The sequence below is a fragment of the Brachybacterium phenoliresistens genome (assembly GCF_000576425.1).
Taxonomy (GTDB): Bacteria; Actinomycetota; Actinomycetes; order Actinomycetales; family Dermabacteraceae; genus Brachybacterium; species Brachybacterium phenoliresistens.
Window position 1 is genome coordinate 55,514 of record NZ_KK069998.1, and the last position, 26,128, is coordinate 81,641.

At 74.0% G+C, this 26,128-nt stretch carries 31 protein-coding genes and 2 tRNA genes; 17 read left to right on the plus strand and 16 right to left on the minus strand.

The window, feature by feature from the left end; genetic code table 11:
- Positions 1-50 precede the first annotated feature (50 nt).
- The 3 genes from BF93_RS12945 to BF93_RS12960 all read left to right on the plus strand — a co-directional run bounded on the left by BF93_RS12945 (position 51) and on the right by BF93_RS12960 (position 3,625).
- Entirely contained in the window at positions 51-2,552 is a 2,502-nt protein-coding gene (locus tag BF93_RS12945; protein ID WP_038373192.1) for a PEP/pyruvate-binding domain-containing protein, read from the plus strand.
- Positions 2,553-2,825: 273 nt separating this feature from the next.
- The gene (locus BF93_RS12950; RefSeq protein ID WP_051486934.1) at positions 2,826-3,299 is read left to right on the plus strand and encodes an SRPBCC domain-containing protein; all 474 of its coding nucleotides are present in this window, start codon (positions 2,826-2,828) and stop codon (positions 3,297-3,299) included.
- Positions 3,296-3,625 carry an ArsR/SmtB family transcription factor gene (locus tag BF93_RS12960; RefSeq protein WP_038373194.1) on the plus strand — a complete coding sequence of 110 codons (330 nt, stop codon included), beginning with the start codon at positions 3,296-3,298 and terminating at the stop codon, positions 3,623-3,625. Before BF93_RS12950 ends, BF93_RS12960 begins: the two co-directional genes overlap by 4 nt.
- 118 nt (positions 3,626-3,743) lie before the next feature.
- Here the strand turns inward: BF93_RS12960 and BF93_RS12965 are convergent, their stop codons facing one another.
- Positions 3,744-4,232: a hypothetical protein gene (locus tag BF93_RS12965; protein WP_198025431.1), complete on the minus strand. Its 489-nt coding sequence runs from the start codon at positions 4,230-4,232 to the stop codon at positions 3,744-3,746.
- Positions 4,233-4,441: 209 nt separating this feature from the next.
- Here BF93_RS12965 and BF93_RS12970 point away from each other — a divergent pair, with 209 nt between their 5' ends.
- Genes BF93_RS12970 through BF93_RS12980 form a run of 3 tightly spaced genes read left to right on the plus strand, consistent with a single transcriptional unit; the run spans position 4,442 to position 6,887 of the window.
- On the plus strand, positions 4,442-5,095 hold the full coding sequence (locus BF93_RS12970; RefSeq protein WP_038373196.1) for a DUF998 domain-containing protein: 654 nt from the start codon (positions 4,442-4,444) through the stop codon (positions 5,093-5,095).
- Between the two features lie 59 nt (positions 5,096-5,154).
- Entirely contained in the window at positions 5,155-5,523 is a 369-nt protein-coding gene (locus BF93_RS12975) for a YciI family protein (protein WP_038373198.1), read from the plus strand.
- Complete coding sequence (locus BF93_RS12980; RefSeq protein WP_084148540.1) at positions 5,523-6,887, plus strand: RNA polymerase sigma factor; 1,365 nt, start codon at positions 5,523-5,525, stop codon at positions 6,885-6,887. The genes BF93_RS12975 and BF93_RS12980 overlap by 1 nt, the downstream gene beginning before the upstream one ends.
- Positions 6,888-7,020: 133 nt before the next feature.
- Here the strand turns inward: BF93_RS12980 and BF93_RS12985 are convergent, their stop codons facing one another.
- The 5 genes from BF93_RS12985 to BF93_RS13005 all read right to left on the minus strand — a co-directional run bounded on the left by BF93_RS12985 (position 7,021) and on the right by BF93_RS13005 (position 9,392).
- Positions 7,021-7,422, minus strand: coding sequence for a DMT family transporter (locus BF93_RS12985; protein ID WP_038373199.1), 402 nt, complete (start codon positions 7,420-7,422; stop codon positions 7,021-7,023).
- A gap of 35 nt (positions 7,423-7,457) precedes the next feature.
- Complete coding sequence (locus tag BF93_RS12990) at positions 7,458-7,778, minus strand: DMT family transporter (protein ID WP_038373201.1); 321 nt, start codon at positions 7,776-7,778, stop codon at positions 7,458-7,460.
- On the minus strand, positions 7,775-8,302 hold the full coding sequence (locus tag BF93_RS12995; RefSeq protein ID WP_038373202.1) for a tRNA-specific adenosine deaminase: 528 nt from the start codon (positions 8,300-8,302) through the stop codon (positions 7,775-7,777). Before BF93_RS12995 ends, BF93_RS12990 begins: the two co-directional genes overlap by 4 nt.
- On the minus strand, positions 8,299-8,922 hold the full coding sequence (locus BF93_RS13000) for a DsbA family oxidoreductase (RefSeq protein WP_038373203.1): 624 nt from the start codon (positions 8,920-8,922) through the stop codon (positions 8,299-8,301). The genes BF93_RS12995 and BF93_RS13000 overlap by 4 nt, the downstream gene beginning before the upstream one ends.
- Before the next feature lie 77 nt (positions 8,923-8,999).
- On the minus strand, positions 9,000-9,392 hold the full coding sequence (locus tag BF93_RS13005; RefSeq protein WP_232226415.1) for a MarR family winged helix-turn-helix transcriptional regulator: 393 nt from the start codon (positions 9,390-9,392) through the stop codon (positions 9,000-9,002).
- A gap of 113 nt (positions 9,393-9,505) precedes the next feature.
- Between BF93_RS13005 and BF93_RS13010 the strand changes: the two genes are divergently transcribed.
- On the plus strand, positions 9,506-9,715 hold the full coding sequence (locus BF93_RS13010) for a hypothetical protein (RefSeq protein ID WP_038373206.1): 210 nt from the start codon (positions 9,506-9,508) through the stop codon (positions 9,713-9,715).
- A gap of 48 nt (positions 9,716-9,763) precedes the next feature.
- Here BF93_RS13010 and BF93_RS13015 read toward each other — a convergent pair.
- A tRNA-Ala gene (locus BF93_RS13015) sits at positions 9,764-9,836 on the minus strand.
- Positions 9,837-9,940: 104 nt separating this feature from the next.
- Here BF93_RS13015 and BF93_RS13020 point away from each other — a divergent pair.
- Together BF93_RS13020 and BF93_RS13025 are read left to right on the plus strand one after the other, a co-directional pair.
- Complete coding sequence (locus BF93_RS13020; RefSeq protein WP_038373208.1) at positions 9,941-10,984, plus strand: PQQ-dependent sugar dehydrogenase; 1,044 nt, start codon at positions 9,941-9,943, stop codon at positions 10,982-10,984.
- Between the two features lie 119 nt (positions 10,985-11,103).
- Positions 11,104-11,328 carry a hypothetical protein gene (locus BF93_RS13025; RefSeq protein ID WP_038373209.1) on the plus strand — a complete coding sequence of 75 codons (225 nt, stop codon included), beginning with the start codon at positions 11,104-11,106 and terminating at the stop codon, positions 11,326-11,328.
- A gap of 65 nt (positions 11,329-11,393) precedes the next feature.
- Here the strand turns inward: BF93_RS13025 and BF93_RS13030 are convergent, their stop codons facing one another.
- Together BF93_RS13030 and BF93_RS13035 are read right to left on the minus strand one after the other, a co-directional pair.
- On the minus strand, positions 11,394-12,224 hold the full coding sequence (locus BF93_RS13030; RefSeq protein WP_038373210.1) for an alpha/beta hydrolase family protein: 831 nt from the start codon (positions 12,222-12,224) through the stop codon (positions 11,394-11,396).
- Positions 12,221-13,114 (minus strand): alpha/beta fold hydrolase, encoded by an 894-nt coding sequence (locus tag BF93_RS13035; RefSeq protein WP_051486935.1) that lies wholly within the window; start codon positions 13,112-13,114, stop codon positions 12,221-12,223. The genes BF93_RS13030 and BF93_RS13035 overlap by 4 nt, the downstream gene beginning before the upstream one ends.
- A 165-nt stretch (positions 13,115-13,279) precedes the next feature.
- Between BF93_RS13035 and BF93_RS13040 the strand changes: the two genes are divergently transcribed.
- The 4 genes from BF93_RS13040 to BF93_RS13055 all read left to right on the plus strand — a co-directional run bounded on the left by BF93_RS13040 (position 13,280) and on the right by BF93_RS13055 (position 18,162).
- On the plus strand, positions 13,280-14,953 hold the full coding sequence (locus BF93_RS13040) for an ABC-F family ATP-binding cassette domain-containing protein (protein WP_038373211.1): 1,674 nt from the start codon (positions 13,280-13,282) through the stop codon (positions 14,951-14,953).
- A gap of 63 nt (positions 14,954-15,016) precedes the next feature.
- The gene (locus BF93_RS13045) at positions 15,017-16,429 is read left to right on the plus strand and encodes an aminotransferase-like domain-containing protein (protein WP_038373212.1); all 1,413 of its coding nucleotides are present in this window, start codon (positions 15,017-15,019) and stop codon (positions 16,427-16,429) included.
- 125 nt (positions 16,430-16,554) lie between these two features.
- The gene (locus BF93_RS13050; RefSeq protein WP_084148541.1) at positions 16,555-17,550 is read left to right on the plus strand and encodes a DMT family transporter; all 996 of its coding nucleotides are present in this window, start codon (positions 16,555-16,557) and stop codon (positions 17,548-17,550) included.
- A gap of 240 nt (positions 17,551-17,790) precedes the next feature.
- Complete coding sequence (locus tag BF93_RS13055) at positions 17,791-18,162, plus strand: hypothetical protein (RefSeq protein WP_038373214.1); 372 nt, start codon at positions 17,791-17,793, stop codon at positions 18,160-18,162.
- Positions 18,163-18,337: 175 nt separating this feature from the next.
- Here the strand turns inward: BF93_RS13055 and BF93_RS13060 are convergent.
- The 7 genes from BF93_RS13060 to BF93_RS13090 form a co-directional block, all read right to left on the minus strand.
- A tRNA-Ala gene (locus BF93_RS13060) sits at positions 18,338-18,413 on the minus strand.
- Between the two features lie 89 nt (positions 18,414-18,502).
- A complete protein-coding gene (locus tag BF93_RS13065) occupies positions 18,503-19,357 on the minus strand; it encodes an inositol monophosphatase family protein (RefSeq protein WP_038373309.1) in 855 nt (284 codons plus the stop codon).
- Positions 19,281-20,531: an ABC transporter ATP-binding protein gene (locus BF93_RS13070; RefSeq protein WP_051486936.1), complete on the minus strand. Its 1,251-nt coding sequence runs from the start codon at positions 20,529-20,531 to the stop codon at positions 19,281-19,283. The genes BF93_RS13065 and BF93_RS13070 overlap by 77 nt, the downstream gene beginning before the upstream one ends.
- A complete protein-coding gene (locus BF93_RS13075; RefSeq protein WP_038373215.1) occupies positions 20,528-21,340 on the minus strand; it encodes an ABC transporter permease in 813 nt (270 codons plus the stop codon). Before BF93_RS13075 ends, BF93_RS13070 begins: the two co-directional genes overlap by 4 nt.
- Positions 21,337-22,158: a molybdate ABC transporter substrate-binding protein gene (gene modA, locus BF93_RS13080; RefSeq protein ID WP_232226416.1), complete on the minus strand. Its 822-nt coding sequence runs from the start codon at positions 22,156-22,158 to the stop codon at positions 21,337-21,339. Before modA ends, BF93_RS13075 begins: the two co-directional genes overlap by 4 nt.
- A 10-nt stretch (positions 22,159-22,168) precedes the next feature.
- Entirely contained in the window at positions 22,169-23,065 is an 897-nt protein-coding gene (locus tag BF93_RS13085) for a hypothetical protein (RefSeq protein WP_038373217.1), read from the minus strand.
- 70 nt (positions 23,066-23,135) lie between these two features.
- Positions 23,136-23,750, minus strand: a complete 615-nt coding sequence (locus BF93_RS13090; protein ID WP_038373218.1) for a GNAT family N-acetyltransferase — start codon at positions 23,748-23,750, stop codon at positions 23,136-23,138.
- A gap of 36 nt (positions 23,751-23,786) precedes the next feature.
- Here BF93_RS13090 and BF93_RS13095 point away from each other — a divergent pair, with 36 nt between their 5' ends.
- The 4 genes from BF93_RS13095 to mscL all read left to right on the plus strand — a co-directional run bounded on the left by BF93_RS13095 (position 23,787) and on the right by mscL (position 26,067).
- Positions 23,787-24,470 (plus strand): 5-formyltetrahydrofolate cyclo-ligase, encoded by a 684-nt coding sequence (locus BF93_RS13095; RefSeq protein WP_038373219.1) that lies wholly within the window; start codon positions 23,787-23,789, stop codon positions 24,468-24,470.
- 45 nt (positions 24,471-24,515) lie between these two features.
- A complete protein-coding gene (locus BF93_RS13100) occupies positions 24,516-24,830 on the plus strand; it encodes an FmdB family zinc ribbon protein (RefSeq protein WP_038373221.1) in 315 nt (104 codons plus the stop codon).
- A gap of 145 nt (positions 24,831-24,975) precedes the next feature.
- A complete protein-coding gene (locus BF93_RS19085; RefSeq protein ID WP_051486937.1) occupies positions 24,976-25,617 on the plus strand; it encodes an SAF domain-containing protein in 642 nt (213 codons plus the stop codon).
- Positions 25,618-25,656: 39 nt separating this feature from the next.
- Positions 25,657-26,067 carry a large conductance mechanosensitive channel protein MscL gene (gene mscL / locus BF93_RS13110; RefSeq protein WP_084148542.1) on the plus strand — a complete coding sequence of 137 codons (411 nt, stop codon included), beginning with the start codon at positions 25,657-25,659 and terminating at the stop codon, positions 26,065-26,067.
- The last annotated feature ends 61 nt before the right edge of the window (positions 26,068-26,128 follow it).

Genomic DNA, 26,128 nt, shown 5'->3' on the forward strand with positions numbered 1-26,128 from the left:
GGCCATGACTACCATGGCGAGGGCCGCGCATCCCACCAGGAGGCCCCACGATGACCGTGCTGAGACTGTCCGAGATCGACCCCGCGAGGATCGACGAGGTCGGGGGCAAGGCGGCCGGGCTCGCCGCGCTGATCCGCGCCGGCGAGCGCGTCCCCGAGGGGTTCTGCCTGACCACCGCCGCGTTCGACGCCGGGACGATCCCCCGCGCGGAGGTCCTCGCGGCCTATCGCGAGCTGGGCGAGGACGTGGCCGTGGCCGTCCGCTCGAGCGCCACCGCGGAGGATCTGCCCTGGGCGAGCTTCGCCGGCCAGCAGGACACCCTGCTGGACGTCCGCGGCGAGGACGACCTGCTCGCGGCGATCGAGGCCTGCTGGGAATCCCTGGACTCCGAGCGCGCGATCGCGTACCGCCGGGCGCAGGGCGTCCGCGCATCCCGGATGGCGGTCGTGGTCCAGCGCATGATCTCCCCGGCGGCCGCCGGCGTGCTGTTCACCGCGAACCCGGTCACAGGCTGCCGCACCGAGATGGTCGTCGACGCCGCCCCGGGGCTGGGCACCGCCGTCGTCGACGGCGCGGTGGACACCGACCATTACGTGATGCCGGCCCCCGGTCGGGGCGCCGTCGATCCCGCGGCGGGTGACCCGGCCCCGCCCCGCGGCTGCCTCGCGCCGGGGCAGCTCGAGCTGCTGCGCGCCGCCGGCGAGCGCGTGCAGGACGCCCTCGGCTCGCCGCAGGACATCGAGTTCGCCGTCGACGGTGACGGCGCCCTGTGGCTGCTGCAGTCCCGCGCCATCACCAGCCTCTTCCCCCTCCCCGAGGATCCGGAGGACCTGCCGCGGGTCTACATGGAGGCGGGCCACATGCAGGGGATGCTGCGGCCGTTCACGCCGATGGGCCGCTCCGCGATGCAGAGGATCACCCACCAGTGGTTCGAGGCGTTCGGCGCCCGCGCCCGGGCCGAGGGCCCCGCGATGGTGGCCTTCATCGGCGGCCGGATGTACCTGGACCTGACCGCGTTCGTGCGCAGCGCGCGGATGCGCCGGAGCCTGCCGCGGACGCTCGAGCTGTACGGTCCCCGCGTCCGACGCGGGATGCAGCAGGTGTGCGAGGACCCGCGCTTCGCGCCCCGCCGCGGCGGGAGGCTCCCGCTGGCCACGGCGGCGACGGTGGCGCTGCGCATGGGGCCGCCGATGCTGCGCGGCATCGCCGCGTCCCTGCGGCACCCGGATCGGGAGCGCGAGCGCAGCCTCGCTCTCATCGACGTGGTCCGCACCGCCTGTGCTCCGGACTCCGCGCCGAGGACTCCGCGAGAGCGTCTGGAGACCGCCGAGGCCGTCCACCGGGCGATGCTGGCGGGCCCGATGATGGACTCGCTGAACCCGCTGTGGACGGCCATGATGTGCCAGCAGCTGGCCACGGCGCTGCTGCGCGGCATCGCCGAGGAGTCCGAGGTGATGGCGGTGATGCGCGGGGCGCCGCACAACATCACCACCCGGATGGACCTGGAGCTGTGGTCCCTGGCCGACGGCGCCCGCGAGCATGAGGAGCTCCTCACCACGACGCCCACCGAGGAGCTCGTCCGGATGCACCGCGACGGGACCCTCCCGGAGATCGGGCTGGACGCCTTCCTGGACCGGTACGGGCATCGCGCCGCCGCCGAGATCGACATCGGCGTGCCCCGCTGGGAGGACGATCCGGGCCCGATCTTCGACGCGATCGCCGGCTACCTCCAGCTCACCGACCTCGAGCAGGCCCCGGACCGCCGTTTCGCCCGCGCGGCCGCCGAGGCCGAGGCGCAGCTCGCGCAGCTGGTCGAGCGGGCCGCCGCGCGCAGCCCGCTGCGGGCGCGGGCCGTCGGCTTCCTGCTGCGCCGCGCACGGATGCTCATCGGCCTGCGGGAGCTGCCGAAGTTCCTGTGGCTGATGCCGCTGCGGCGGATGCGGCGCGAGCTGCTGGCCATCGGCGAGGAGCTCGCGGCCGGCGGCATCCTGGAGACGGCCGAGGACATCCTGTTCCTCGAGCTCGACGAGGTCGCCGCGGTGCTCGGCCCGCCCCCGGCACCGGCCGGGCCCGCAGCAGATGCCGACCCCCGCGCGCTGGTGGCGCAGCGCCGCACGGCGCATGCCCGGGAGATGCGACGCCGCCATGTCCCCGTCCTGCTGCTCTCGGACGGCACGGACGTCGAGGCCACCCTGCCGGCCCTCGAGACCCCCGGTGCGATCACGGGCATGAGCGCGGCGCCCGGCAGCGCCACCGGGCCGGCGCGGATCGTCACCGATCCTGCGGGCGCCCGGATCGCGCCGGGCGAGATCCTCGTCGCCCCGACGACCGATCCCGGCTGGACCCCGCTGTTCATGACCGCCGCCGGCCTGGTCACCGAGACCGGCTCGCCGATGGCCCACGGGCCGACGGTCGCGCGCGAGTACGGCATCCCCGCGGTGATCTGCGTCCCGGACGCCACCGTGCGGATCCGCTCCGGCCAGATCATCACCGTCGACGGCGCCGCCGGGACCGTCCGCATCCACGACGAGGACGCCGAGACCGGTCGCTGAGCAGGGCGCATCCCGGCCGCGAGAGGTCGACCGCGACCCCCGGGCGGCCGGCTCGCGATCTCTTCGCGAGAACTCCTGCAACGGAGCGGTTGCACGCTCGCGGTCGACGTGCGAGACTCTTCTGCAACCACACAGTTGCATCGTCGGCATCGCGGCCTCCCCTCCCGCCCCGCATCCCGCAGACCGGGACAGGGCGCCGCCACGACACTGACGCCCGCCACCGCACCCGCCCCCGTCGGCCCATCGCCGACGACACCGCATGAGGAGACCGCCATGGAGAACACGCAGAACCCCCCGGCCGAGATCGACACCGATGCCTTCGTCGTGCGCCGCACGATCCGCATCGCCGCACCCCGCGAGAAGGTCTGGCGCACCGTCACCGAGCCCGAGCTCGTCTCGCAGTGGTTCGGCCGGATCACCCTCGAGGGCACCGGCGCCGGAGCCGTCGGCACCATCGGCTGGCCCGGCGAGCGCCGGGTCCCGATCCGGGTCGAGACCTTCGTCCCGACCACCGAGGTGTCCTACCGCTGGTGCAACGAGGAGGGACCGCTGTCCGAGACGGTCGACGACGAGCGTGCCACCGTCTTCACCTTCACCCTCGAGGATGCCCCGGGCGGCACGCAGCTCACCGTCGTCGAGACGGGCTTCGGCGGAACCAGCGACCCGCAGCAGATGATGGCCGACCATCGGGGCGGCTGGGACGCCGAGCTCGACAAGCTCGTCGCCCTGCTCGAGCGCGGCGCATGAGCCCCGACCTGGTCGACCCCTCGGTGGTCGAGATGTGCAGCGCGCTCGGCGACGAGACCCGCTGGAGCATCCTCGCCGCTCTCGGCGAGGGCGACGCCTCCGCCTCCGCCCTCGCCCGCCGCCTCCCGGTGACCCGGCAGGCCATCGCCAAGCATCTCGCCGTGCTGCACGATGTCGGTCTCGTGGAGACCGTCCAGGTGGGGCGCGAGGTCCGGTACCGGGTCGTCGGATCCGGCCTCAGCGCGACGGCCCGGCGCCTGGACGCGATCGGCGTCGCCTGGGACCGTCGCCTGGCGTCCATCAAGCAGATCGCCGAGAACCTCTGACGAGATCGTCCCCGGCCCGGGCACGGACGCCTCCCGCCCGGGCATGGACCGGCCCCCGCCCTGCCGTGCAGGTCGGGGGCCGGTCGTCCGTCTCGCGGTCCGCTCGTCGCGGCGCGGGTCACCGACGGGTCATGGTGCTGGTGTATCCGCCGCCGCCGGGGTAGACCCAGTCGCCGGTCATGACGGTGTCGTCATCGGTGAAGGTGCCGCGGAAGTACGCCGGGCTGCCCTGGGCTCCGGCCCAGATGGTGAGCGTGCCGCCGTCGAGCTCGTAGACGTAGTCGAAGGTGTTGCCCTGGGAGTCGTAGAAGCGCGAGGCGATCTCCTCGCTCACGGGCTCGCCGAAGGGATGCAGGTGCCCGATCACCTCGAACCCGGTGATGCTCTGGCCGAACTGCTCGAGGTCGACGTGCTGGATGAGGAAGTGGCCGCCGTCCATCCACGCATAGCGGACGGTGCCCTCGGCGCCGCCGGTGACGGCCCAGGTGCCGACGAGCCGGTCCAGGGCGCGAAGGCGAGCGCTGGGCAGGGGCGGCGCCTCCTGCGCCGCGGCCTCGGCATCCAGGTCGGCGGTGATGGCGGGCTGGGGACGGGTGTTCTCGGTCATGATCAGCTCCTGTGCGCTGCTCGGTGCGGGCCTCGTACGGCCCGCGCTCACCGGGACCTCGGAGCGGTCGCAGGGTTCTCGACATCCCGCCGCGAAGAAGTTCTGACGGGAGATCTCGGCCGGGGATGTCAAGACGGCGCGAGCGGCTCCGTGGTGCCCGTGAACGCCGCCCGCCCCGGGCTGCGACGCTCGAGAGACCGGAGGACATCATGACCACCGCCGCCACGACCCCGAGGTCCAGGCCGGACGCCGCCGCGCGTCCGCGGACCCGCGCCCTGCTCGCCGCCGCCGCGCTCGCCGGCCCCGTCTTCTTCGCCTCGTCGGTGTGCCAGGCGCTGACCCGGCCCGGGTTCGACATCCGCATCCACCCGCTCAGCCAGCTCGCCACCGGAGATCTCGGCTGGATCCAGCAGCTCACCTTCGTGCTCGCCGGCCTGGGCGGCCTTGCCCTCGCCCTCGCCCATCGCCGTCTCGTCGTCGACGGAGCAGGCGCGCGCCTGGCCCCGATCCTGCTGGGCGTCTTCGGGGCCGGCTTCGTGCTGGCCGGACTGTTCACGATGGACCCGCAGCACGGATTCCCCGCAGGCGCACCGGCCGGCGCGGTGGAGATGTCCTGGCATGCGATCGTGCACACCGCCGCGGCCGCGGCCTCGTTCCTCGCCCTCGCCGGAGCGTGCACCGCGCTGCTGGTCCGCTCGATCCGCCGCCGGCAGGTGGGGGCCTCGATCGGAAACGGGCTGGTCGCGCTCGCCCTGCTGGCGCCGACCTCGCCGAGCGGGGCGAGCATCCAGATCGCCGTCACCGGACTGATCGCCTTCACCTGGATCACCGTCACCGCGCTGCGGCTGCGGCGCCGCGCCTGATCCGACCCGCCGGCAGCGTGCCGGATACTGACACCACCACACGCCGAAGGAGACCGACCATGAAGTTCCTGCTGTTGAGCTACACGCCCGCGCAGGCGTGGGACGCCGAGACCGCCGACGTGCCGAGCCAGGAGGCCCTGGACGCGTTCGCCGCCTATCAGAAGTTCGAGGCCGAGCTGCGCGAGACCGGGGAGTTCGTGCTCAGCGAAGGCCTGGGCCACCCCGCCGTCTCGACGACGGTCCGCCGGACCGATGCCGGCGTGACCGCGACCGACGGACCGTTCGCCGAGCTGAAGGAGGTGCTCGCGAGCTTCGCGATCATCGAGGTCTCCGGCCTCGAACGGGCCAAGGACATCGTCGCCCGGATGGTCGAGGTGCTCGGCGAGCCGATGGAGATCCGGCCGATCATGGGCGACGACTTCGCCTGATGGCCGCTCCGTCCGGCGACGCGCGCGGGACGCACCTCGCTCGCATCGAGCACGTGCTGCGTGAGCAGACGCCGCACGTGCTCGGAGCGCTGGTGCGTCGCTTCGGGCGGTTCGACCTCGCGGAGGACGCCGTGCAGGAAGCGCTGATCGTCGCCGCCCGGCGATGGGCGGCCGACGGCCTGCCGGACGGCCCGCGCGCCTGGCTGATCCGGGTCGCCTACCGCAGGATGATCGACCTCCTGCGCTCGGAGCAGGCCGCGCGCCGGCGCGAGGAGGACGCCGCCTCCACCGATCTGGTGCTGGTCGATCCGGCCGCGCCCCGACCCGCTGCCGTCGACCGCGACGACAGCCTGCAGCTCCTGCTGCTGTGCTGCCATCCCGCGCTGTCGGAGACCTCGCAGATCGCGCTGACGCTGCGTGCGGTCGGCGGTCTCACCACCGCCGAGATCGCCCACGCGTACGGGGCCGCCGAGGCCACCATGGGCTCGCGGATCAGCCGCGCCAAGCAGACCCTCAAGAAGGCCGGCGCCCGCTTCGAGCTGCGGGACTCCGACGACCTCGCCGCCCGCACCACCGCGGTGATGCGGGTGCTCTACCTGATCTTCAACGAGGGGTACACCGCCACCGCCGGCAGCGACCTGACCCGTGCCGCCCTCACCGCCGAGGCCATCCGGCTGACGCGGATGCTCCGCGCCCTGCTGCCCGACGACGTCGAGGTGGCGGGGCTGCTCGCGCTCATGCTCCTGACCGACGCGCGCCGCGATGCCCGCACCGATCCCGAGGACGGGCTCGTGGTCCTCTCCGAGCAGGACCGCACCCTCTGGGACCGCCCGCTCATCGCCGAGGGCCAGCGACTGATCGAGGACGCCTGGCGTCAGGAGCGGGTCGGGCCGTACCAGCTCCAGGCGGCCATCGCCGCGATCCACGCCCAGGCGGACACCGCCGAGGCGACCGACTGGCCCCAGATCGCCGCCCTGTACCTGTGGCTCGAGCGCCTCGATCCCACCGCGCCGATCCGCCTCTCGCGGGTCGTCGCCGTCGCCCATGCCTTCGGCCCCCACCGCGGCCTCGCCCTGCTCGACCAGCTCGATCGCGAGCACGCCCTCACCGAGGATCCCCTCGTCGCGCAGCGCACCCACGCCGTCCGCGCCCATCTGCTCGACCAGCTCGGCGAGCACGAGCGCGCCGCCGACGCGTACCGTGCCGCCGCGGCCCTCACCGAGAACGAGACCGAACGGCGCTATCTCCATCGCCGAGCACGCCGGTCCGCGCCGGAGCAGGAATCGCAGCCCCGCGGCGCACAGGCCGCCGACGACGCCGCGACCTGCACCGACGTCCCCCGAGGAAGGCCCGGACGCGTCTGAGCGCCGGCCTGCAGACGACGCAGGGCCCCGGCGAGAACCGGGGCCCTGCGTCGTGGACCGAGCTCCGAGACATCGGCGATGTCCCGAGCCGTCACATCGGTGGAGATGGCGGAGGACGCAGGCATCGGCGGATTCAGGTGGCCGGCTGGGTCCGGGTGTCGAGCTCGGGGCTGTCGGCGAGCTTGAGCCAGACGACGCCGGCGATGATGACGGCGAGCCAGAAGCCCTTGGCCAGGGTCAGGGTCTCGTCGAAGAACACCGGTCCGAGCACCGCGGCGCCGACGGCGCCGATGCCCGCCCAGACCGCGTACCCGATCCCGACATCGATCCGCTTCAGCGCGACGCTGAGGAAGAACAAGGTGAACAGGAAGAACACGACGGCGATGATCGACCAGAGCGGGTCGGTGAAGCCCCGGCTGCCGTTGACGCTGAGGGCGTAGCCGACCTCGAAGACGCCAGCGATGAGCAGCGCGATCCAGGCACCGCCCCTCTTCTCACCCTGGATGGGGGCCGCAGAGGTGGTGGAAGTGGTCATGGAGGCTTTCCTTTCGAGAGTGTGTGGGGGCCGGATCAGGCGGTGCCGGCGAGGTTGAGGCCGACGACGCCGCCGATGACGACGAGGATGCCGAGGAACTTCTTCCAGGTGAGCTTCTGCGACAGGAACAGGGCGCCGACGATGACGATCCCGACGCCGGCGAGCGAGGTCCAGAGTGCGTATCCGATGCCGACGTCGAAGGTGAGGAGGGCGAGGCTGAGGAAGAAGGTCGCGATCCCGCCCGAGACGAGGGTGGCGATCGTCCACCAGAGGTGCGTGAACCCATTCGCTTTCCCGGCGGCGATGCCGACAGCGACCTCGAAGACGACGGCGATGGCGAGATAGAGCCAGCTCATGATGATGTTCCTTTCAATCGGTTGCCCGGTCGAGCGGATGCGCGGCCGGAGGTGCGGTGGTGCAGATAGCGGGTGAACGGGTCGGCACCGTGCGGCACGGCCAGCGGCCGGTAGAGGCGGTCGCGTGCTGCGCCGGTGATGCCGAACGCGGGATAGCTCGCCCGATAGTCGAAGCCGAACCCGGCGACCTCGTCGCGGTCGACGGCGACGTGGACGGTGCCGATGCCGCGATCGAGCGCGTAGCGGTAGCACAGGCCGCACGGCTCCCCGGTAGCCAGCACCGTGAACCCGGCGAGGGAGTCGAGACCGTGACGAGTCATGGCATCGCGCATCGCGACGACCTCGGCGTGCGCCATCGGATCGCCGGTCTCGGCGACCCGATTCACGCCGAACACCGAAGCCGCCTCACCGTCGGTGCCCACGAGGACGCCGACGAACGGGAGGCCGCCTGCGTCGACATGCGCGGTGCAGGCGTCGACGGCCTGCGACATCACCGACGCCAGGGTGCTGGTCCCGGTGCTCACGACTGCCCCGGACGTGCTACGACCTTGCGCTCGGTGACGTCGTCGACGATCTTCTGGAGCCGGGTCGCTGACGGCACGCCGCGCAGCACCTGGCCTTCGATCACGATGCCGGGCACCGAGTCGATGCCGACCGTGTGCACGGCGTAGCCCTGGTCGGCGCGCTGCCGGTCACGTCGCTGCTCGCTCCGCAACGCCGCTTCGACCTCGGCCCGGTCGAGGCCCACAGAGACGGCGACGTCGATGATGACCTCATCGAGGCCGATGTTGCGATCCTGCTGGAAGAACGCGGCGAACATCGCCTCGGTGTACGCCTCCGCCAGGCCGCGCTCCTGTGCCAGCTGCAGCACCATGAACGCCTTCTCGGTGCGTGGCTGTGGCGAGACGGTCGGCAGGGTGATCGGCAGGCCGACCTGGTCCGACATCGGGTACACCGCGTCTCGCCACACGCGCGGCAGGTACTCGTCCTCCGGGCGCAGCGTCGGCACCGGATCGGGGCGCAGCTCGAACGGACGGATCGTGACCTCCACGTCACGGTCGCGCTTCAGTTCCTCGATCGCCGGCTCCACGAGGAAGCAGAACGGGCAGACGTAGTCCACGAACACGTCGATCGTGATGGGCATGGATCATCCTCTCTCTAGGTGTGTGTACATGCACTTATTTGGGCGAGAAGCACGCCCGCAACGGAACGCTGCGGGCGTCAGGGCTTGATGAGTGCGCCCACCTCCGCCAGCGCCGAGGCCACGAGACCGGTGTCGAGGTGGGGGAAGTGCTTCACCGGGTTGCTCAGCAGGTCATGCACGCGAGCCTCGAACGGCTCGCGCACCTCGCGCAGCAAGGCCTCACCGGACTCATCGATCACGGCATAGACGCCGCGACCATCGTCGGCACAGACATCCCGACGGGCATGCCCCTTGGACTCCAGGCGGCTCACCAGGCGAGTGGTCGAGGTCGACGTGAGGCCGACCCGCTGCGCGAGCACCGCGATCCGCAGCTCCTTGTCCGACTCCCGGCTCAGGAGGGTCAGCGCGCGATACTCGGTCAGGCCGAGTCGGTAGTTGTCACCGAGCCACTTGTCGAGGCTCGCATCCACCGCCGAAGCGAAGGCCGCAACCCGAGACCACGCACCGCTCGCATCCCCGATCACGCTGTCCCCCGATCGCCTAAGTGTGTGTACATGCACCAAGATTAGCACGATGCCCTGCCGTGTCACATCTCCCCCGCTCGATCACCTGCAGCGCCCGTCCCTCCCGCTCGACACCGGAGTGGAGGTCCGCCTTCCTCATCGACCGCGATGACGTCCTCGTCACCGACCTCGAGTCCAGGGTAATCCTGGCCGAGTCCACCATCGACCGCACTCGCGGCCACCGACAGAAGAAGCAGGGCCCCGGCAAGAACCGGGGCCCTGCTTCGTGAACCATGTCCCGAGACATCTGCGAACGATGTCCCGAGCCGTCACATCGGTGGAGCTAGGGGGATTCGAACCCCCGACCTTCTCATTGCGAACGAGACGCGCTACCAACTGCGCCATAGCCCCGGGCGGGTGGTCGCCGCGCCGCGAGGCGTGGAACCGAGATGACACCCTACCAGAGCCCGGCCCGGATACCGTGGCCTCCTGAGGCCCCGGGAGGAGGGACGCCCATGCGCATCACCCGCCGCGGATGGCTGGCCGGGGCGATGCTCGGCGGCCTGTCCGCCTGCACCGCTCCCCCGCCGCCGCCCGGCGCCGGCGACGACGAGGCGCGCGTGATCGCCGACGGGCTGGAGGTCCCCTGGTCTCTGGTGTTCCACGAGGGCGCGGCCCTGGTCAGCGAGCGCGACAGCGGGCGGATCCTCGAGGTCTCCGAGCAGGACGGCGTGCTGCGGGAGGTCGCGGTCCTCGAGGACGTCGCAGCCCGCGGCGAGGGCGGCCTGCTGGGACTCGCCGTGCTCGACGGGCACCTCTACGCGTACCTCACCGCCGCGCAGGACAACCGGATCGTGCGGATGCCCCTGTCGGGCACGGCCGCATCCCTGGCCCTGGGCGCGCCGGAGACGATCGTGGACGGCATCGCGGCCGCGCAGATCCATGACGGCGGCCGCCTCGGGGCCGGCCCGGACGGGATGCTGTACGCGACCGTCGGCGATGCCGGGTCCCCCGACTCCGCCCAGGACCCGGGCAGCCCGAACGGGGCGATCCTGCGGATGATGCCCGACGGCACGGCCCCGGCGGACAATTCCCGCGCCGGCTCCCTGGTGTGGAGCTGGGGCCACCGCAATCCCCAGGGCATCGCCTGGGACGCGGACGGGATGATGTACGCCAGCGAGTTCGGGCAGAGCAGCTGGGACGAGCTCAACATCATCGAGCCGGGGGCGAACTACGGGTGGCCCCTCGTCGAGGGCGTCGGCGGGCAGGGGAGGTTCCGCGACCCGATCGCGCAGTGGGCTCCGGCCGAGGCCAGCCCCAGCGGCATCGCGATCGCCGAGGGCACGGTCCATATCGCGAACCTGCGGGGGCGGCGCCTGCGCAGCGTCGATCTCGAGGATCCGACCCGACAGCGCGAGCGGCTGGTGGGCACGCACGGCCGGCTGCGGGACGTCGTGCTCGCGCCCGACGGCTCGCTGTGGGTGCTCACCGGCAACACGGACGGCCGCGGAGATCCCGCGCCCGGCGACGACAGGATCCTGCGGATCGCCGCGCCCTGAGGGCGCTCTGCCGCGCGGCAGCCGCCGGCGGGTGACGGCACTGTCCCGGGGGTCCCCCGCCCCGCACGGGCTCTGGCGTGTCCCGGCCCGACGCGGGATCATGGATCAGGAGGTGCATCATGTCGGACCTGATCATCACGGACGTCGAGCCCGAGACCATCCGCGCCCTCGAACGGACGGCGATGGCCCGCGGACTCTCGCGCGACGAGTTCCTCCGTCACCATCTCGAGCTGCTCGCGGAGACGGAGAGCCGCCCGATCCTCACCCGCGCCGCCCTGGCCCGCCCGCTCTCGGCGAGCACGGACCTGCGCGACGATCACCAGGAGCATCGCGCCGCGTCCTGACGGGCGGAGGCCGATCGGCAGCCGGACGGATCGGCAGCCGGGCGGCGCGAGGCGCCGGCTGCCGATCAGCCGAGCGTGCTGCGGAAGAAGCGGGCGGACGCCTCGATGGCCTCCCCGCGCGCCTGCTCATCGACCTGATCGGGGATCACGAAGCCATAGTGCCCCGTCTCGGGCCCGCCGACGGCCGCACCGTCGGCGCCGGGGATCCCCCGGGTGTAGAGCTCGCCGTGGGTCTCCGGCGGGGTCTCGGTATCCGCCCGGGTCCAGCGCACCGCCACCGGGACGTCGATCGCGGCGAGGCTCGCCGGGTCGATGGCCGGCCCCAGCGCCGGGCACAGCAGGAATCCGGCGCGCACCCTCGGGTCGCGCAGATCCTCGGCGGCGCGCGACGCCCAGGCCTGCGCCGCCTCCGCGCCGTAGCGGGACCTCAGCTCCTCCCGCAGCCCCGGGTACTCCGGCGGGGACGGCAGGTCCTCGGCGCTGCGCAGCAGCGCGCGGTAGGCATCGGCCCCCACCCGGGCGCCGCACAGGGCCGCCGCCGAGTACCCGCCGAGGGAGAATCCCGCCGCGCCGACGGGCCCCCGGGCGGGCACCCGGTCCAGGGCGAAGCTCAGGTCCGTCGGCCGCTCCCACCACCAGGCGAAGCCTTCGGCGCGGTACGGCTCGACGTGCGTGTTGCCGTGGTGGTCCGGGGCGAGGACGTCGAATCCCTCCGTGCGCAGCGCCTCGGCCCACCAGGCCAGATCCTCCGCCGCGCCGCCCGTGCCGTGGGAGAGCAGCACCAGCGGCGCCGCGGCGCGATCCGCCTGCCAGCGGTGGATGCGCACCGGGCGGGGCCGGTCCCCGTCCAGGGCCCGGCGGGTGGGGTCCTCCAGGACCTGGCAGGTCGCGCTCATGCCGGCTCCCTGTCGGATCGAGCCTCGGTGAGGAAGGCACGGGTCGCCGCGAGGAAGGCGTCGGGCTGGTCGTAGGTGACGATGTGCCCGGCGTCGGGGATCGTGACCAGCTGCGAGCCGGGGGCGGCCGCTGCGGCCGCGGCCACCTCCTCGGGCGCCACCAGGGTGTCCCGGTCGCCGCGCATCCACAGCGTCGGCACCTGCAGCCGCGGCAGCTGCGGCAGCAGGTCCAGGCGCATGGACCGCGGCCCGTAGGCGTGGATCTGCCAGTCGTCCAGCACGCGCTCGTGATGGGCCTGCTTGGCGCGGGCCTCGTCGATGACCCGGTGCAGGATCTCCTCGAAGCCGGGCGTGTCCTCGCCGGCGACCAGCTGCCCGGCCAGGGAGCGGCGGATCATCCCCGGGGAGCGCGCCAGCAGCAGGGTCGAGGCGCGCAGCAGCCCCGGGGTGCGCAGCATCGCCCAGGTGAGCAGCTGGGCGGGGCGCCGCGCGCCGATGCCGCCGGGGCCGACGGCCACCAGCGCCTCGACCCGCTCGGGATGGCGCAGGGCGATCCCGGTGGCCAGCCCGCCGCCCATGGACAGGCCGATCAGCGCCGCCTTCGGGAGGTCGAGCCGGTCCAGCAGCTCGAGCAGGATCGGCCGCAGGGCGTCGTCGTCCAGCACGCCGCGCCAGGGGCGGGAGGCGCCGTGGCGCGGCAGGTCGACCACGTGGACGTGGTGGTCCTCGGCGAGCGCCGGGGCGACCTCCCGCCACACGCCGCGGCCGGTGTCGAGCATCGCGCCGTGCAGCAGCACCAGGGCCGGTGCCTCCGGGTCCCCGCCGCGGTGGACCCGGATCGGCCCGCCGGCCACCCTCAGGTCGAGGGGGCTGTCGAAGAAACGGCTCATGGGGGCTCCTCCTGGCGGCGGGGTCTGCTCGCAGTCTTCCACGGTTCCCGGTGCCGGGCAGGGACCCCCGGCCCCCGGGTAGCAGGGCGCGGCCCGGCGCGCACGGCCCGGCGCGGACGCCTAATTCCCTTGCCGCCGCGCCCGCGGCGTCCATACCGTGCAGGCATGCCCCACCTCGACGTCTCCGCCATCGGCTATGCCCTGCCCGACGGGCGCCCGCTGCTCAGCGACGTCTCGCTGCGGGTGGGCCAGGGTGAGCGCGTCGCCCTGATCGGCGCGAACGGCGCCGGGAAGACGACCCTGCTGCGGATCATCCTCGACGAGGTCGCCGCGAGCTCCGGGGCGATCACCCGTGCCGGCACTCTCGGGGTGATGCGCCAGTTCGTCCGCGGCGGCACCGTGCGCGAGCTGCTGCTCTCGGTCGCCCCGGCCCCGCTGCAGGCCGCGGGCGCGGAGCTGGAGCGGCGCGAGGCGGAGATGGAGGCCGCGGGCACCGAACGCTCCCAGATGGCCTTCGCCGCGGCCGTGGCCGCGTGGGGAGACGCCGGCGGATACGAGGCGGAGGTCCTGTGGGACACCTGCACGATCGCCGCCCTCGGCATCCCCCTGGACCGCTGCGGGGACCGCCCCCTGACCACGCTCTCGGGCGGGGAGCAGAAGCGCCTGGCCCTGGAGGCGCTGCTGCGCGGCCCCGACGAGCTGCTGATCCTGGACGAGCCGGACAACTCCCTGGACGTCCCGGGCAAGCGCTGGCTCGAGGAGCAGCTGCGCGCCACCGACAAGGGGGTGCTGTTCGTCAGCCACGACCGCGAGCTGCTGGCCCGGACGGCGACCGCGGTCGTCACGCTCGAGCTGGGGGCGGCCGGCAGCACCGCCTGGACGCACCCCGGCAGCTTCGCCTCGTATCACGCCGCCCGCGCGCAGCGCTTCGCACGCCTGGACGAACTGCGCCGCCGATGGGACGAGGAGCACGCCAAGCTGCGGGCCCTGGTCCAGATGTACAAGCAGAAGGCGGCCTACAACTCGGACATGGCCTCCCGCTACCGGGCCGCGCAGACCCGCCTGGCCCGCTTCGAGGAGATCGGTCCGCCCGAGGAGCAGCCCCACGAGCAGAACGTGCGGATGCGTCTGCCCGGCGGCCGCACCGGCAAGCGCGCCCTGGTCTGCACCGGGCTCGAGCTGACCGGGCTGATGCACCCCGTCGACCTCGAGGCGCGGTTCGGGGACCGCGTGGCGGTGCTCGGATCCAACGGCTCGGGGAAGTCGCACTTCCTGCGGCTGCTCGCCGCCGGCGGCTCCGATCCGGAGCCCGAGCACGCGCCCGTCGGCGAGGTCGAGATCGCCCCGGTTCCGCACACCGGCACGGCGCGGCTGGGCGCGCGGGTGCGCCCCGGATGGTTCGCGCAGAACCAGGGCCGGCCCGAGCTGCACGGCCGCACGCTGCTGGAGATCCTCCACCGCGGCGACGAGCATCGGGCGGGCATGCCGCGGGAGGACGCCTCGCGGGTGCTGGCCCGTTACGACCTGGCCCGGGCGGCGGAGCAGATGTTCGGCTCGCTCTCCGGCGGGCAGCAGGCGCGCTTCCAGATCCTGCTGCTGGAGCTGGGCGGGGCGACCATGCTGCTGCTGGACGAGCCCACCGACAACCTCGACCTGGTCTCCGCCGAGGCGCTGCAGGATGCGCTGGCGCTGTTCGAGGGGACGGTCCTGGCCGTCACGCACGACCGGTGGTTCGCCCGGGACTTCGACCGCTTCTGGGTGTTCGGGGCCGATGGCGAGGTCCGCGAGAGCGACGAGCCCATCTGGGACGAGGGACGGGTCGCCCGGCCGCGCGGCTGAGCCGCAGGCCCCGGGCTCCGAGTCCTGAGCCGAAGGTCCGCGGAGAACCGCTATCGTCGGTGCATGAGCACGAGCAGCGCCGACCGCATCGTCCAGGACCTGCAGCCGTGGATCGCCGCGGCCCCGGCCGGTGCGCGGATGCCCTCCAGCCGCGAGCTCGCGGCCCGCTACGGGGCGAGCCCGGTGACGGTGCAGCGGGCGATGCGGACGCTGGTGGGCCTGGGCCTGGTGGAGAGCCGCCCCGGTGCGGGGAGCTTCGTGCTCGGCGCGCGCACGCACCGCCCCTCGGACTTCGGCTGGCAGACCGGCGCCCTGCGCTCGGCCGGCGGGCGGGTTCCGCTGCTGTCGACGCCGCTGCGCGATGCGGCGACCGACGCCATCGGCCTGCATTCGGGGTACCCGGCCCGCGAGCTGCTGCCGGAGCGGCTGGTGCGGGCGGCGCTGACCCGGGCGGCCCGCGGGCACGGCGCGCTGACCCGCGGGCCGGCGACGGGCCTGCCGGCGCTGCAGTCCTGGTTCGCAGCCGAGCTCGCCGCGGCGACGCCCCCGGGGATCACCCCGGTCGCCGCCCGCGACGTGCTGGTGGTGCCCGGGACCCAGAGCGGCCTGAGCTCGATCTTCCGGGCCCTGGCGACGACCGGCAGCCCGGTGGTCGCCCAGTCCCCCACCTACTGGGGCGCGCTCCTCGCGGCCGCGCAGGCCGGAGTGCGGGTGGTGCCGGTCGAGAGCGACGCCGAGGGGCCGGTGCCGGAGGATCTCGGGCGGACCCTCGCGCGGACGGGAGCGCGCCTGTTCTATGCCCAGCCGACCTTCGCGAACCCCAGCGGGGCCAGCTGGTCCCCGGCCCGCCGCGACCAGGTGCTGTCGGTGGTGCGCGAGCACGGCGCCTTCCTGGTCGAGGACGACTGGGCGCGGGACTTCGGCATCGACGAGGCGCCGGCGCCGCTGGCGGCCTTCGACGACGCCGGGCATGTCATCCACGTCCGCTCGCTGACCAAGAGCGTCTCCCCCGCGGTGCGCGTGGGCGCGGTGATCGCGCGCGGCCCCGTGCGCGACCGGCTGCTGGCCGATCTCGCGGCCGAGTCGATGTACGTCAGCCCCGTGCTGCAGGCCGCCGCCACCGAGGTCGTCCTGGACCCGTCCTGGCGCGCCCATCTGCGCCGCCTGCGCGACCAGCTGCGCGAGCGCCGGGACCTGCTGGCGCGCAGCGTGGCCGAGCACATGCCCGCCGCGAGGATCGAGCGCCTGCCGCGCGGCGGGCTGAACCTGTGGGTGCGCCTGCCGGACGAGGTCGACGCGGATCAGCTGGAGCGGGACTGCGAGCAGGAGGGCGTGCTCATCGCCGCCGGGACGGAGTGGTTCCCCTCCGATCCCTCCGGGCCGTACGTCCGCCTGAACTATGCCGGCCCCGATCCCGCGCGCTTCCCCGAGGGGACCGAGATCATCGGCCGCGCGATGGTCCGGCAGATGCGCTGACCCGCGAGAGGGTTCGGCAGATGCGCTGACCCGCGCGATGCGCCGCGCCCGGGCCCTGGTCGTGCGGCACGTGTCTCCGCCCCCGACGGAGCCGCGATGTCCAGGACTCACTGCTATCGTGGTGCATGAATAAAGAGAGTAGCGCTACTACTTCTGGGGCGATCCCGCTATCCCGATCCTCCGGGCTCGGATGGGGGCTGCTGGGCGTCGCCGCCTTCTCCCTCACCGTCCCGCTGACCCGCATCGTCGTGGACGGCGGGGCCATGTCCCCCGTCTTCGTGGGGGCGGGGCGCGCCGTGGTCGCCGGCACGCTCGCCGTGGCCGCCCTGCTGCTGACCCGCCCGCGGCGCCCGCAGGGGCGCCAATGGCTGCGCCTGGCGATCGTCGCCGGAGGCATCGTGGCCGGCTTCCCGCTGCTGACCTCCTTCGCCCTGCGGACCGTCCCGGCGGCGCACGGCGCGGTGGTGATCGCCCTGCTCCCGGCCGCGACCGCGGTGGTGGCGGTCCTGCGCACCCGCGAGCGGACCCGCCCGGCGTTCTGGGCGGCCGCGGCGCTCGGCGCCGTGGCCGCCGGCGCCTTCGCCCAGGTGCAGGGCGGCGGCTTCGGCGGACTGCACCGCGAGGACCTGCTCCTGTTCGGCGCGGTGATCGCTGCAGGAATCGGCTACGCGGAGGGCGGGCTGCTGGCGCGGGAGCTCGGGGCGTGGCAGACGGTGGCCTGGGCGCTCGTGCTGTCGCTGCCGGCCATGACCGTCCTCGCCGTCGCCTCGATGGGCCAGGGCCTGCCCCACGCCTCCGGCGTGCAGTGGGCAGGGTTCGCCTATCTCGCGGTGGTCAGCATGTTCCTGGGGTTCTTCGCCTGGTACCGCGGCCTCGCCATCGGCCCGATCACGCAGGTCAGCCAGATCCAGCTGGCACAGCCGGTGATGAGCATCGGCTGGGCGGCGCTGCTGCTGGGCGAGCCCCTCACCGTCGCGACGGCGGCCGGCGGCCTGGCCGTGATCGCCTGCGCCCTGCTGGCCGTGCGATCCCGCGGCACTGGTCGGGCCTCGCCCGCCTCTGCGCCGACCAGCGCGACCGGCGAGCCCCGGGAGGAGGAGGTGAGCGTCCAGCCCGCCTGACGGGACCTCCCCGACGGCGCGCAGTACGAACGGCCCGTGGGCCACGGGTCTCGCCCGACGGGCGACGGGAGCCGCTCAGCGGAGTCGGGAGCCGCCGAGCGGCGACAGTCCTCGCCTGTCGCGACCGAGGTGCCGCGAGGGGTCCGATTGACGGGCGCCGACAATATCGATAGGCTGGCTAACAGTTAGAGTTTCTACCTAGACCGGGCCGCGTGTCGGCCCTCCAGCCGCGAGGACGCCATGACCACCATCGAGGTCGCACCGGACACCCACGTCTCCCCCGCCTCGCAGGACGCCCTCATCCCGCTGTGCGAGGAATTCATCAGCCAGGTGCGACACCGCTGCCAGGCGGCGGTGCGGGCGCTGCCCGGGGTGTGCGACGGAGAGCTGCTGATCGCCCGGCTCGCGGACGGCCCGGAGTTCGTCGCCCGGGTGGCGGTCCGCTCCGAGTCGGCGTTCACCGCGACCGTCGCCGAGCTGATGGATGTCATCGTGCCGCAGGCGGAACGCGAGCTGGGGCAGGCGTTCACGAGCTTCCGGATCGACGTGGCGGTCGCCGAGCCCCGCCACGGGGTCGCCGGCAGCGGAGGCGCCGTCCTGTCGATCATCTGATCGGCCGCGACGAGGTCCTCGTCGCCGATCTCGTCAGCAGCGGCAGCCTGGCCGCGTGCCCCCTCGACCGCACCCGAAGCTGTCATGCAATGAAGCAGGGCCCCGGAGGAAACCGGGGCCCTGCTTCATGAAGGATGTCCCGAGCCATCGGTGATCGATGCCCGGACAGTCCCACTGGTGGAGCTAGGGGGATTCGAACCCCCGACCTTCTCATTGCGAACGAGACGCGCTACCAACTGCGCCATAGCCCCAGGTACCCGAACAGATTAGCACCGGTGGGCACCCTGCTCGGGACCGTCGGGCCCGCTCTTGACGAGGATCACACCGCGGCGGGGCGGCCTCAGGCCGTGCCGGTGCGGACCTCCTGCAGCTGGTCCATGAGCTCGTCGAAGACGTCCAGGCGGCCGGTCCCGGTGCACGCCACGTAGGCGGGCCGCTCGTGGTCGGGGGCGTCCGCAGGGCCGCGGCCGGGCCAGGTGCGGATGCTCCCGCCGGCGCGGCGCACCAGGTGGAAGCCGGCTGCCACGTCCCAGGCGTTGATCCGGCCCAGCCCCGTCGCGTCGGCGAAGCCGGCGGCCACGTAGGCGAGCTCGAGCGCGGCGGAGCCCAGATGACGCACCGCCGAGACCTCGGCGTGCAGGCGCCGCGTCGCGGTGAGCGAGAGCTCCTCCTGCTCGACCAGCACATGCTGGCCGGGGAAGCCGCTGACCACGAGGGCGTCGGCCGCGGCCCGCGTGGGGCGCGGGGTCAGCTCCTGGCCGTTGAGCATCGCCGGCCCGTCGGCCGCGGTGAAGACCTGGCCGAGGATCGGGGCGTCCACGACGCCGGCGACGATCTCGTCGCCGATCGCCGCGCCGATGGAGATGCAGAACAGCGGCAGCCCGGCCGCGAAGTTGCTGGTGCCGTCGATGGGGTCGACGAAGAAGGTGACGGGGCTGTCGGACTCGCGCACGCCGCCCTCCTCCCCCACGATCCGCGCCTCGGGCACGGCACGGTGGAGCGCGGCGACGATGATGTCCTCGCAGGCCTTGTCGTGGAGGGTGACGATGTCGTGGCTGGAGGTCTTGTACTCGCGGGAGATGCTCGTGCGGTCGATGCCGCGGATGTACTCCGCGGCCTCATGCGCCGCGGCGGTCGCGGCCTCGAGGAGCTCGGTCGGGGTGCGGACGAGGGCTGGGAGCGGGGTCGCGTTCATCCCCACCAGGGTAGATCGCCGATCGCACAGGATCGAGGATCATCCTCACCGTGGACCCGATGCCGAGCCGCTCGGCGATCGCCCGCTCCGGGGCGATCTGCGCGGCGAGACCTCCGCCGCGCACGATGATGCCCGCCCCCACGCGGTCCAGGGACTCGATCACCACGTCATGGGTCGTCGCGACGTCGGCACCGGTCGGGGCGTCGCGCCGGGGAGCGGGATCGGCGGGGACGGCCCCCGCCTCGCCGCGATGCTCCAGGCGGACGGCCGCCGGGTCCAGCAGCACGAGCGCCTCCCCTCCGGCCCGAAGCCCCGCCTCGGCGCTGCCGGCCACGAGGCGTCCATGGTCGCGGGTGCGCAGCACCGCCCGATCGCCGGCCACCTCCTCGACCGTGCCGGGCAGCAGCTCCTTGCCCAGCAGGTGCGCCGCATAGCCGGTGCGGGGCCGGGCGAGCACCGCGGAGCGCTCCCCTGCCTGGGCGATCCGCCCGCCCTCGAGGACGAGCACGTCATCGGCGAGCACGAGGACGTCCAGCAGGTCATGGGTGACCAGCAGCACCGTCCGGCCCTGCAGCATCCGGGCGCACAGGGCCCGCAGATGGGTCGAGGCCTCCGCGTCCAGGGCGGCGAAGGGCTCGTCCAGCAGCACCAGGGACGGGTCCGAGGCCAGGGCCCGCGCGATCGCGACCCGCTGCGCCTGCCCGCCGGAGATCTCCCGGGGACGGCGCGGGGCGAGCTCGGCAGCTCCGACCTCCTCCAACAGGGCGCGCGCTCGGCGATGCGCCGCGGACCGGCCGCGACCGGCGGCCCGGGGTCCGAAGGCCACGTTCTCCAGCACGCTGAGATGCTCGAACAGCACCGGATCCTGCCGCAGATGGGACACCCCGCGGCGGTGGGCGGGCAGCGCCAGGATCTCCCGCCCTTCGACGGCGACGCTGCCGCGGGCGGGGACGGCCCCGCTGATGGCGCCCAGCAGCGTGGACTTCCCCGCCCCGTTGGGGCCGATGACCGCGGTGATGCGCCCCGGGCGCGGCGCCACGGCCAGGTGCACGTCGCGGGTGGGCACCCGGACCTGGACGTCGAGGCGTGCCGCCCGCCCCGGAGGCACCGCGTCCGCGGGCCCGGCGGGCCCGGTGCCGCCCGCCCCTGCTGCCGCTGCGGCTGCTGCGGTCATCGGGCCTCCTCCTGCGTCCGTCCCGGGGCGCCGCGGCGGGCGTAGGCCAGGAGCACCACGAGGATCGCCACGAGCACCAGCAGCAGCGAGAGCACCGCCGCGGAATCGGGATCGGATTCGCGGGCCAGGTAGATCTCCAGCGGCAGGGTGCGGGTCACCCCGGGCATGGAGCCGGCGAAGGTCAGGGTCGCCCCGAACTCGCCGAGGGAGCGCGCGAAGGCGAGCACCGTACCGGTGACGATCGCCGGCGCCAGGCGCGGCAACGTGATCCGTGCGAGCACCGTCGACGGTCGCGCGCCCAGCGAGGCGGCGACCTGCTCGGGCACGGTGCCGGCGCTGACCAGGGCGCTCTCCAGGGTCAGCACGGTGAACGGCAGGGACACGAAGACCTGGGCGATGACCACGGCGGCGGTGGTGAAGACGATGCGGGCATCGGCCTGCTCGAGCAGCGGTCCCAGCAGGCCGCGCCGGCCCACGGTCATCAGCAGCGCGATCCCGGAGACCACCGGCGGCAGCACGAGGGGCACCAGGACCATCGCGCGCAGCACCTCCCGGCCGGGGAAGCGGGTGCGGGCGAGCAGCAGCGCCAGCGGCAGCCCCAGCCCGAGGCAGACCGCGGCGGCGCAGGCGGCCGTGAGCAGCGACAGCCGCAGCGCCTGCAGCGATGCCGGGGAGAACAGCAGCCCGGTCGCGCCCTCCCACGGCACCTGCAGCACGATCGCCGCCAGCGGCAGCACGATGCTCGCGGCCGCGATCACGCCGAGGGCGCCCACGCCCAGCGGCAGCGGCGGGGCGGTGCGGGCGCTCACGGCGGGCCGAACCCGGCGTCGCCGAGCGCCGCGCGTCCCTCCGGGCCGAGCACAGCCTCCCGGTACGCGGCGGCGAGCTCCGGATCCTCGGCCCGGTCGGTCACGGCGATCGGGTAGACGGTGGCGTGCGCGGCGGCGCCGGGGATCGTCACGGCCTCCGCCGCCCCGCCCGAGCGCGCGACATCGGTGGCGTAGACGAGCCCGGCATCGGCCTGGCCGGAGGTCACCTTGCCCAGCACGTCGGTCACGGAGTTCTCCTCGCTCACGGCGACCAGGGGGATGCCGGCGTCGGCGAGGACCTCGTCGGCGACGGCCCCGCAGGGCACCGGGGCGGCGCAGCGCACCACGGCGAGATCGGGGTCCGTGAGGTCCGCGAGCGAGGTGATGCCGCGCGGGTTCCCGGGCGCCACGGCGATGGTGAGCGTGTTGGTCGCGAAGGGCCGGGGATCCTCCGCGGTCAGGCCGAGCTCCTGGGCCCGGGCCATCGTCCGCTCGTCGGCGGTGGCGAGGACGTCCGCCGGGGCGCCCTGGTCGATCTGGGTGACCAGATCGGAGGAGCCGGCGTTGGTCATGACGACGCGCACCCCGGGATGGTCCGCCTCGAAGTCGGCGTTGACCTGCTCGAACACGTCGGTGAGGCTGGCGGCGGCGAACACCGTCAGGGTGCTGTGCCCGGCATCGCCCGCGGTCCCGCGGGGCCCGGCGCAGGCGGCCGCACCGAGGGCCAGGGCGATCACGCCGGCGGCGCCCAGGAGCCGCCGAAGGCCCCGGCGCCGCGAGGGGCGGGCCGGGGACGCGTCCAGGGCGCGGGACCGCACGGCGGGCCGCTCAGGCGCGCCGGCGCTCGAGGATCTCGTCCAGGCGCAGGTCCAGCGCGGTGCGCGCCGGGGCAGGGTCCTCGGTGAGGGCCTCGTCGCCGGCGGACGCCTCGGTCTCCAGCGGCACCGGCCGGCCGATCACCGAGTCGCGGTGCACGGCGTGACGCGTGGCGAGGTCCTGGACGTCGCCCCGCAGGGCGTAGGTGGGCCGGGGCACCGGGCGCGGCGTCCACTCCCCCGCCCGGGTGACCGTGCGGGCGGCGCTCTCGATGCGTGCGTCGACCTCGGCCTCCTCCTCGGAGGTCTTCTCGATCTCCCGCGGAGCGGCGGGGGCCTGCGGAGCCTCCAGCGCGGGCGTGGGCGCGGCGCTCGGCGCCGTGGGCACCGCCCGGGCGCTCGCGGCGATGCGCCGGGCCGCGGCGGCACGGCGGGCCCGGCGGCGCAGCTCGGCGCGGCGCAGACCGGTGATGTAGAGGACGTCGACCGCACCGGCGAGGGCGATCGCCCACCACGGCACGACATGCAGCACGAACAGCGCGACGACGCCCGCGGTGAGCAGCGCCAGCACCACGAGCGCACCCCGCAGGGCGCTGCGGTGGCGGTCCACCTCGGCCCGGGTGTCGATGCGGGAGCCGGGCTCGTCCTCGAAGCGCGGGCGGCGCGTGGGATCGGCCGGGCGGAGCAGGGGGCGGGGCTGGGTCATGGTCGAGGTCTCCTCCAGAGTCTTCCGCTGGACGCGCGCGGCATCGGAGAGATCCCTCGCGGCAGGGTTCGACTCCCGGTGGCTGCGCGCCGTGATCGCCTGGCCCATCTCCGCGCGCCGCTGCGCGGTGCGCGGCACGACATGGGCGAGCCACAGCACGATGAGGAGGGCGAACAGGACAGCCCCGAGATTGATCGATTCCACGAGCCAAGACTAATGACGCCGCTGTGTTTCAACAGCTCACGACGCGCCCACGACGCGGTGAATGTTCTCTCTACCGTTCCCGGCGCAGCCGTTCGAGGACTCCGCGGCCCGATGCGTCCCGCAGATGCCCCGGGATCTCCTCCGCGGTCAGGGCGTAGGAGACATGGTCGCGCCAGGCCCCGTCGACGTGGATGAGCCCGCGATGGAGGCCTTCTTCGCGCATGTGGAGCTTCTCCGCCACGCGGCGGCTGGCGGAATTCTCGGGGCGGATGGCGACATCGACGCGATGCAGCCCGAGCTCGGCGAAGCAATGGTCGATCATCAGGGCCGCCGCCCGCGGGGCGATGCCCTGGCCCGCCCGGGCCGAGTCCACCCAGTACCCGAGCGTCGCGGTGGACTGCGCCCCGTGCAGGATCGGCCCCAGCGAGACCTGGCCGGCCAGGGCCCCGTCCACCACGATCACCAGGTTCAGCGCCGTGCCGCTGCGGCCCTGCCTCCGGTTCCAGCGCACCAGGGCCGAGAACGGCGGGCGCAGGTGCGGGTGGGCGGGATCGGTCGCGTCCCAGGGCGCGAGCCAGTCGCGGTTGCGCTCGCGCAGGGCCAGGTACTCGCGGCGGTCCCGACGGCGCAGCGGTCGCAGGCGCAGATCTCCGTCGCGCAGATCGAGGGGCCAGACGTGCGGCATCGGGACATCGTACGGCCGCCGTGGCACGCTGTGAGCATGGACTCGCTGCGCAGGGATCTCAAAGCGGCCGTGCGCCGCCGCATCCGCACCGCCCGGCGCCGCGCCGCCGATCGGCCGGACGCCGCGGCGGAGCGTGCACGGGAGGCCCAGGACATCCTGCGCCACGGCGCGCCGCTGGTGGAGCTGGTGCGCGCCGCGGCGCGCACGGGCCGCGCGCCCCGCATCGCGGCCTACCACCCGATGCCTGCCGAGGCCGATCCGCTGCCGCTGGTGCAGCAGCTCGCGGAAGCCGGGGCGGAGGTCGTGCTGCCGGTCTCCCCGCCGGGCCCGGACCGGCCCGGCGACCTGGACTGGGTCCGATGGGACGGCCGCGCGCAGGTCCTCCCCTCGGCCGCGTCGGGCTTCGGCGCGGAGCCCGAGGGGCCCCGGCTGGGGGCCGACGCCCTCGCCGAGGCGCTGCTCGTGCTCGCCCCGGCGGTGGCCGTGGACGTCACCGGGTCGCGGATCGGCCACGGCGCCGGCTACTACGACCGGGCCCTCGCCCGCGCCGGCGCCGACGTGCTGGTCGTCGCGGTCGTCCACCCGCAGGAGGTGCTCCCGCCCGGGGCCGTCCCCACGACCCCGCTGGACGTCCCGGTGCACGCCGTGCTCACCGCCCAGGGACTGCGCCCCCTTCGCGCCCACCCCGCCCTCGGCGATATGATCGACGGCGGTGCCTGAGCCGCCCGGAGCGGCAGCACCGCCTGAACGAGCCCCGGAGGAACCGTGCCCACGTATGTGTATGCCTGCAAGAGCTGCGGCAACCAGTTCGAGAAGTACCAGAGCTTCAGCGAGGACTCCCTGCTGACCTGCCCCGAGTGCCACCAGGACGCCCTGCGCAAGGTGTTCAACAGCGTCGGCATCGTCTTCAAGGGCTCGGGCTTCTACTCGACCGACTCGACGGCCTCGAGCGCGACGAGCACCTCCTCGTCCTCTGCCGCCGACGCCTCCGGGAAGGTCTCCGCTCCCGCGGCCGAGTCCTCGACCTCCTCCGCATCCTCCAGCAGCACCGCGGCTCCCGCCGCGGCCGCCGGCGCCTGATCCGCTCGACGCCGCCGATCCCCCGACGCGCCCCGCACCACCCCGGGGAGGGCGTGCGCCCGGCGCTGCTCCTCCCCAGGGGCCGGTTCTCCACCGCGGCGCCCCGGCCCCACCGCCCCTCGGCGGACGCGCCTAGCGTCGGGGCATGCTCGAGAGATTCCGCGCCGCCGTCCCGCACTGGCGCCGTGCCCTGCGCCGGCGTCGCCGCCTGCTGACGCTGCTCGCCCTCGCGGCGGCGCTCGTCGCCGTGCTGCCCGGGATGCTGCCGCCGTCGGCGCGAGGCGTCGAGGTGCTGGTCGCCGCCCGCTCCCTGCCGGCCGGCAGCGTGATCGCCGCCGAGGATCTGCGCCGCGAGCGCGTGGCCGGCCCGCTGGTCCCCGAGGGCGCCCTGCAGGATCCTGCCCAGGCGACGGGCCGCGTCGTGCGGCACGAGATCGTCGCGAGCACCCCGGTGCTCCCCGGCCACCTCGCCTCGGCGGAGGAGACGGTCGCCGTGGACGGCCGGTCCCGCATGGTGGTGCCCCTGAACGCGGCCCTCGCCCCGCACGTCGGGACGGGCACCTCGCTGCGCATCGTCCTGTCCGGGAGCGATCCGGGCACCCCCCGCACCGTCACCGCCCAGGTCCTGGAGGCCCCGTCCGACCCTGCGGCGGCGGGCGGGAGGGCCTCGCTGCCCGCCGCAGGGGCGCAGGTGGTCCCGCTCGTGGTGGTCCTCGCCCCGCAGGACGTCCCGCTCGTGGCCCAGGCCATGCGCGAGGGATGGGTCAGCGTGACGATCTTCGGCTAATCTCCCCGAAGAACCATTCCTCCTCAGACAAGGATTCCCGTGAAGGGCTTCAAGAACTTCATCATGCAGGGCAACGTCATCGACCTCGCCGTCGGCGTCGTCATCGGCAGCGCCTTCACCGCGCTCATCAAGGCGTTCGTGGACCATCTCATCCAGCCCGTCATCAACGTCGCCGGAGGCACCAACGTCACCGGTCTCGCGTACGAGATCATCGACGGCAAGGAGTCCACCACCGTCGACGTCGCCGCGATCATCTCCGCCATCATCGCCTTCCTCATCACCGCGGCCGTCGTCTACTTCATCTTCGTGCTGCCGATCGCCAAGGCCCGCGCCTTCGACCGCAAGCGCCGCGGCCTTCCCGAGGCCGACGAGGATCCCGTCGCCGAGGACGTCGCGCTCCTCACCGAGATCCGCGACCTGCTGAGGGCCCAGCAGATCTCCGAGCGCTGACCGGCCCGAGCACGCCGCAGCCGCAGGACGCCACGGGGCGGGACCGTTCGGTCCCGCCCCG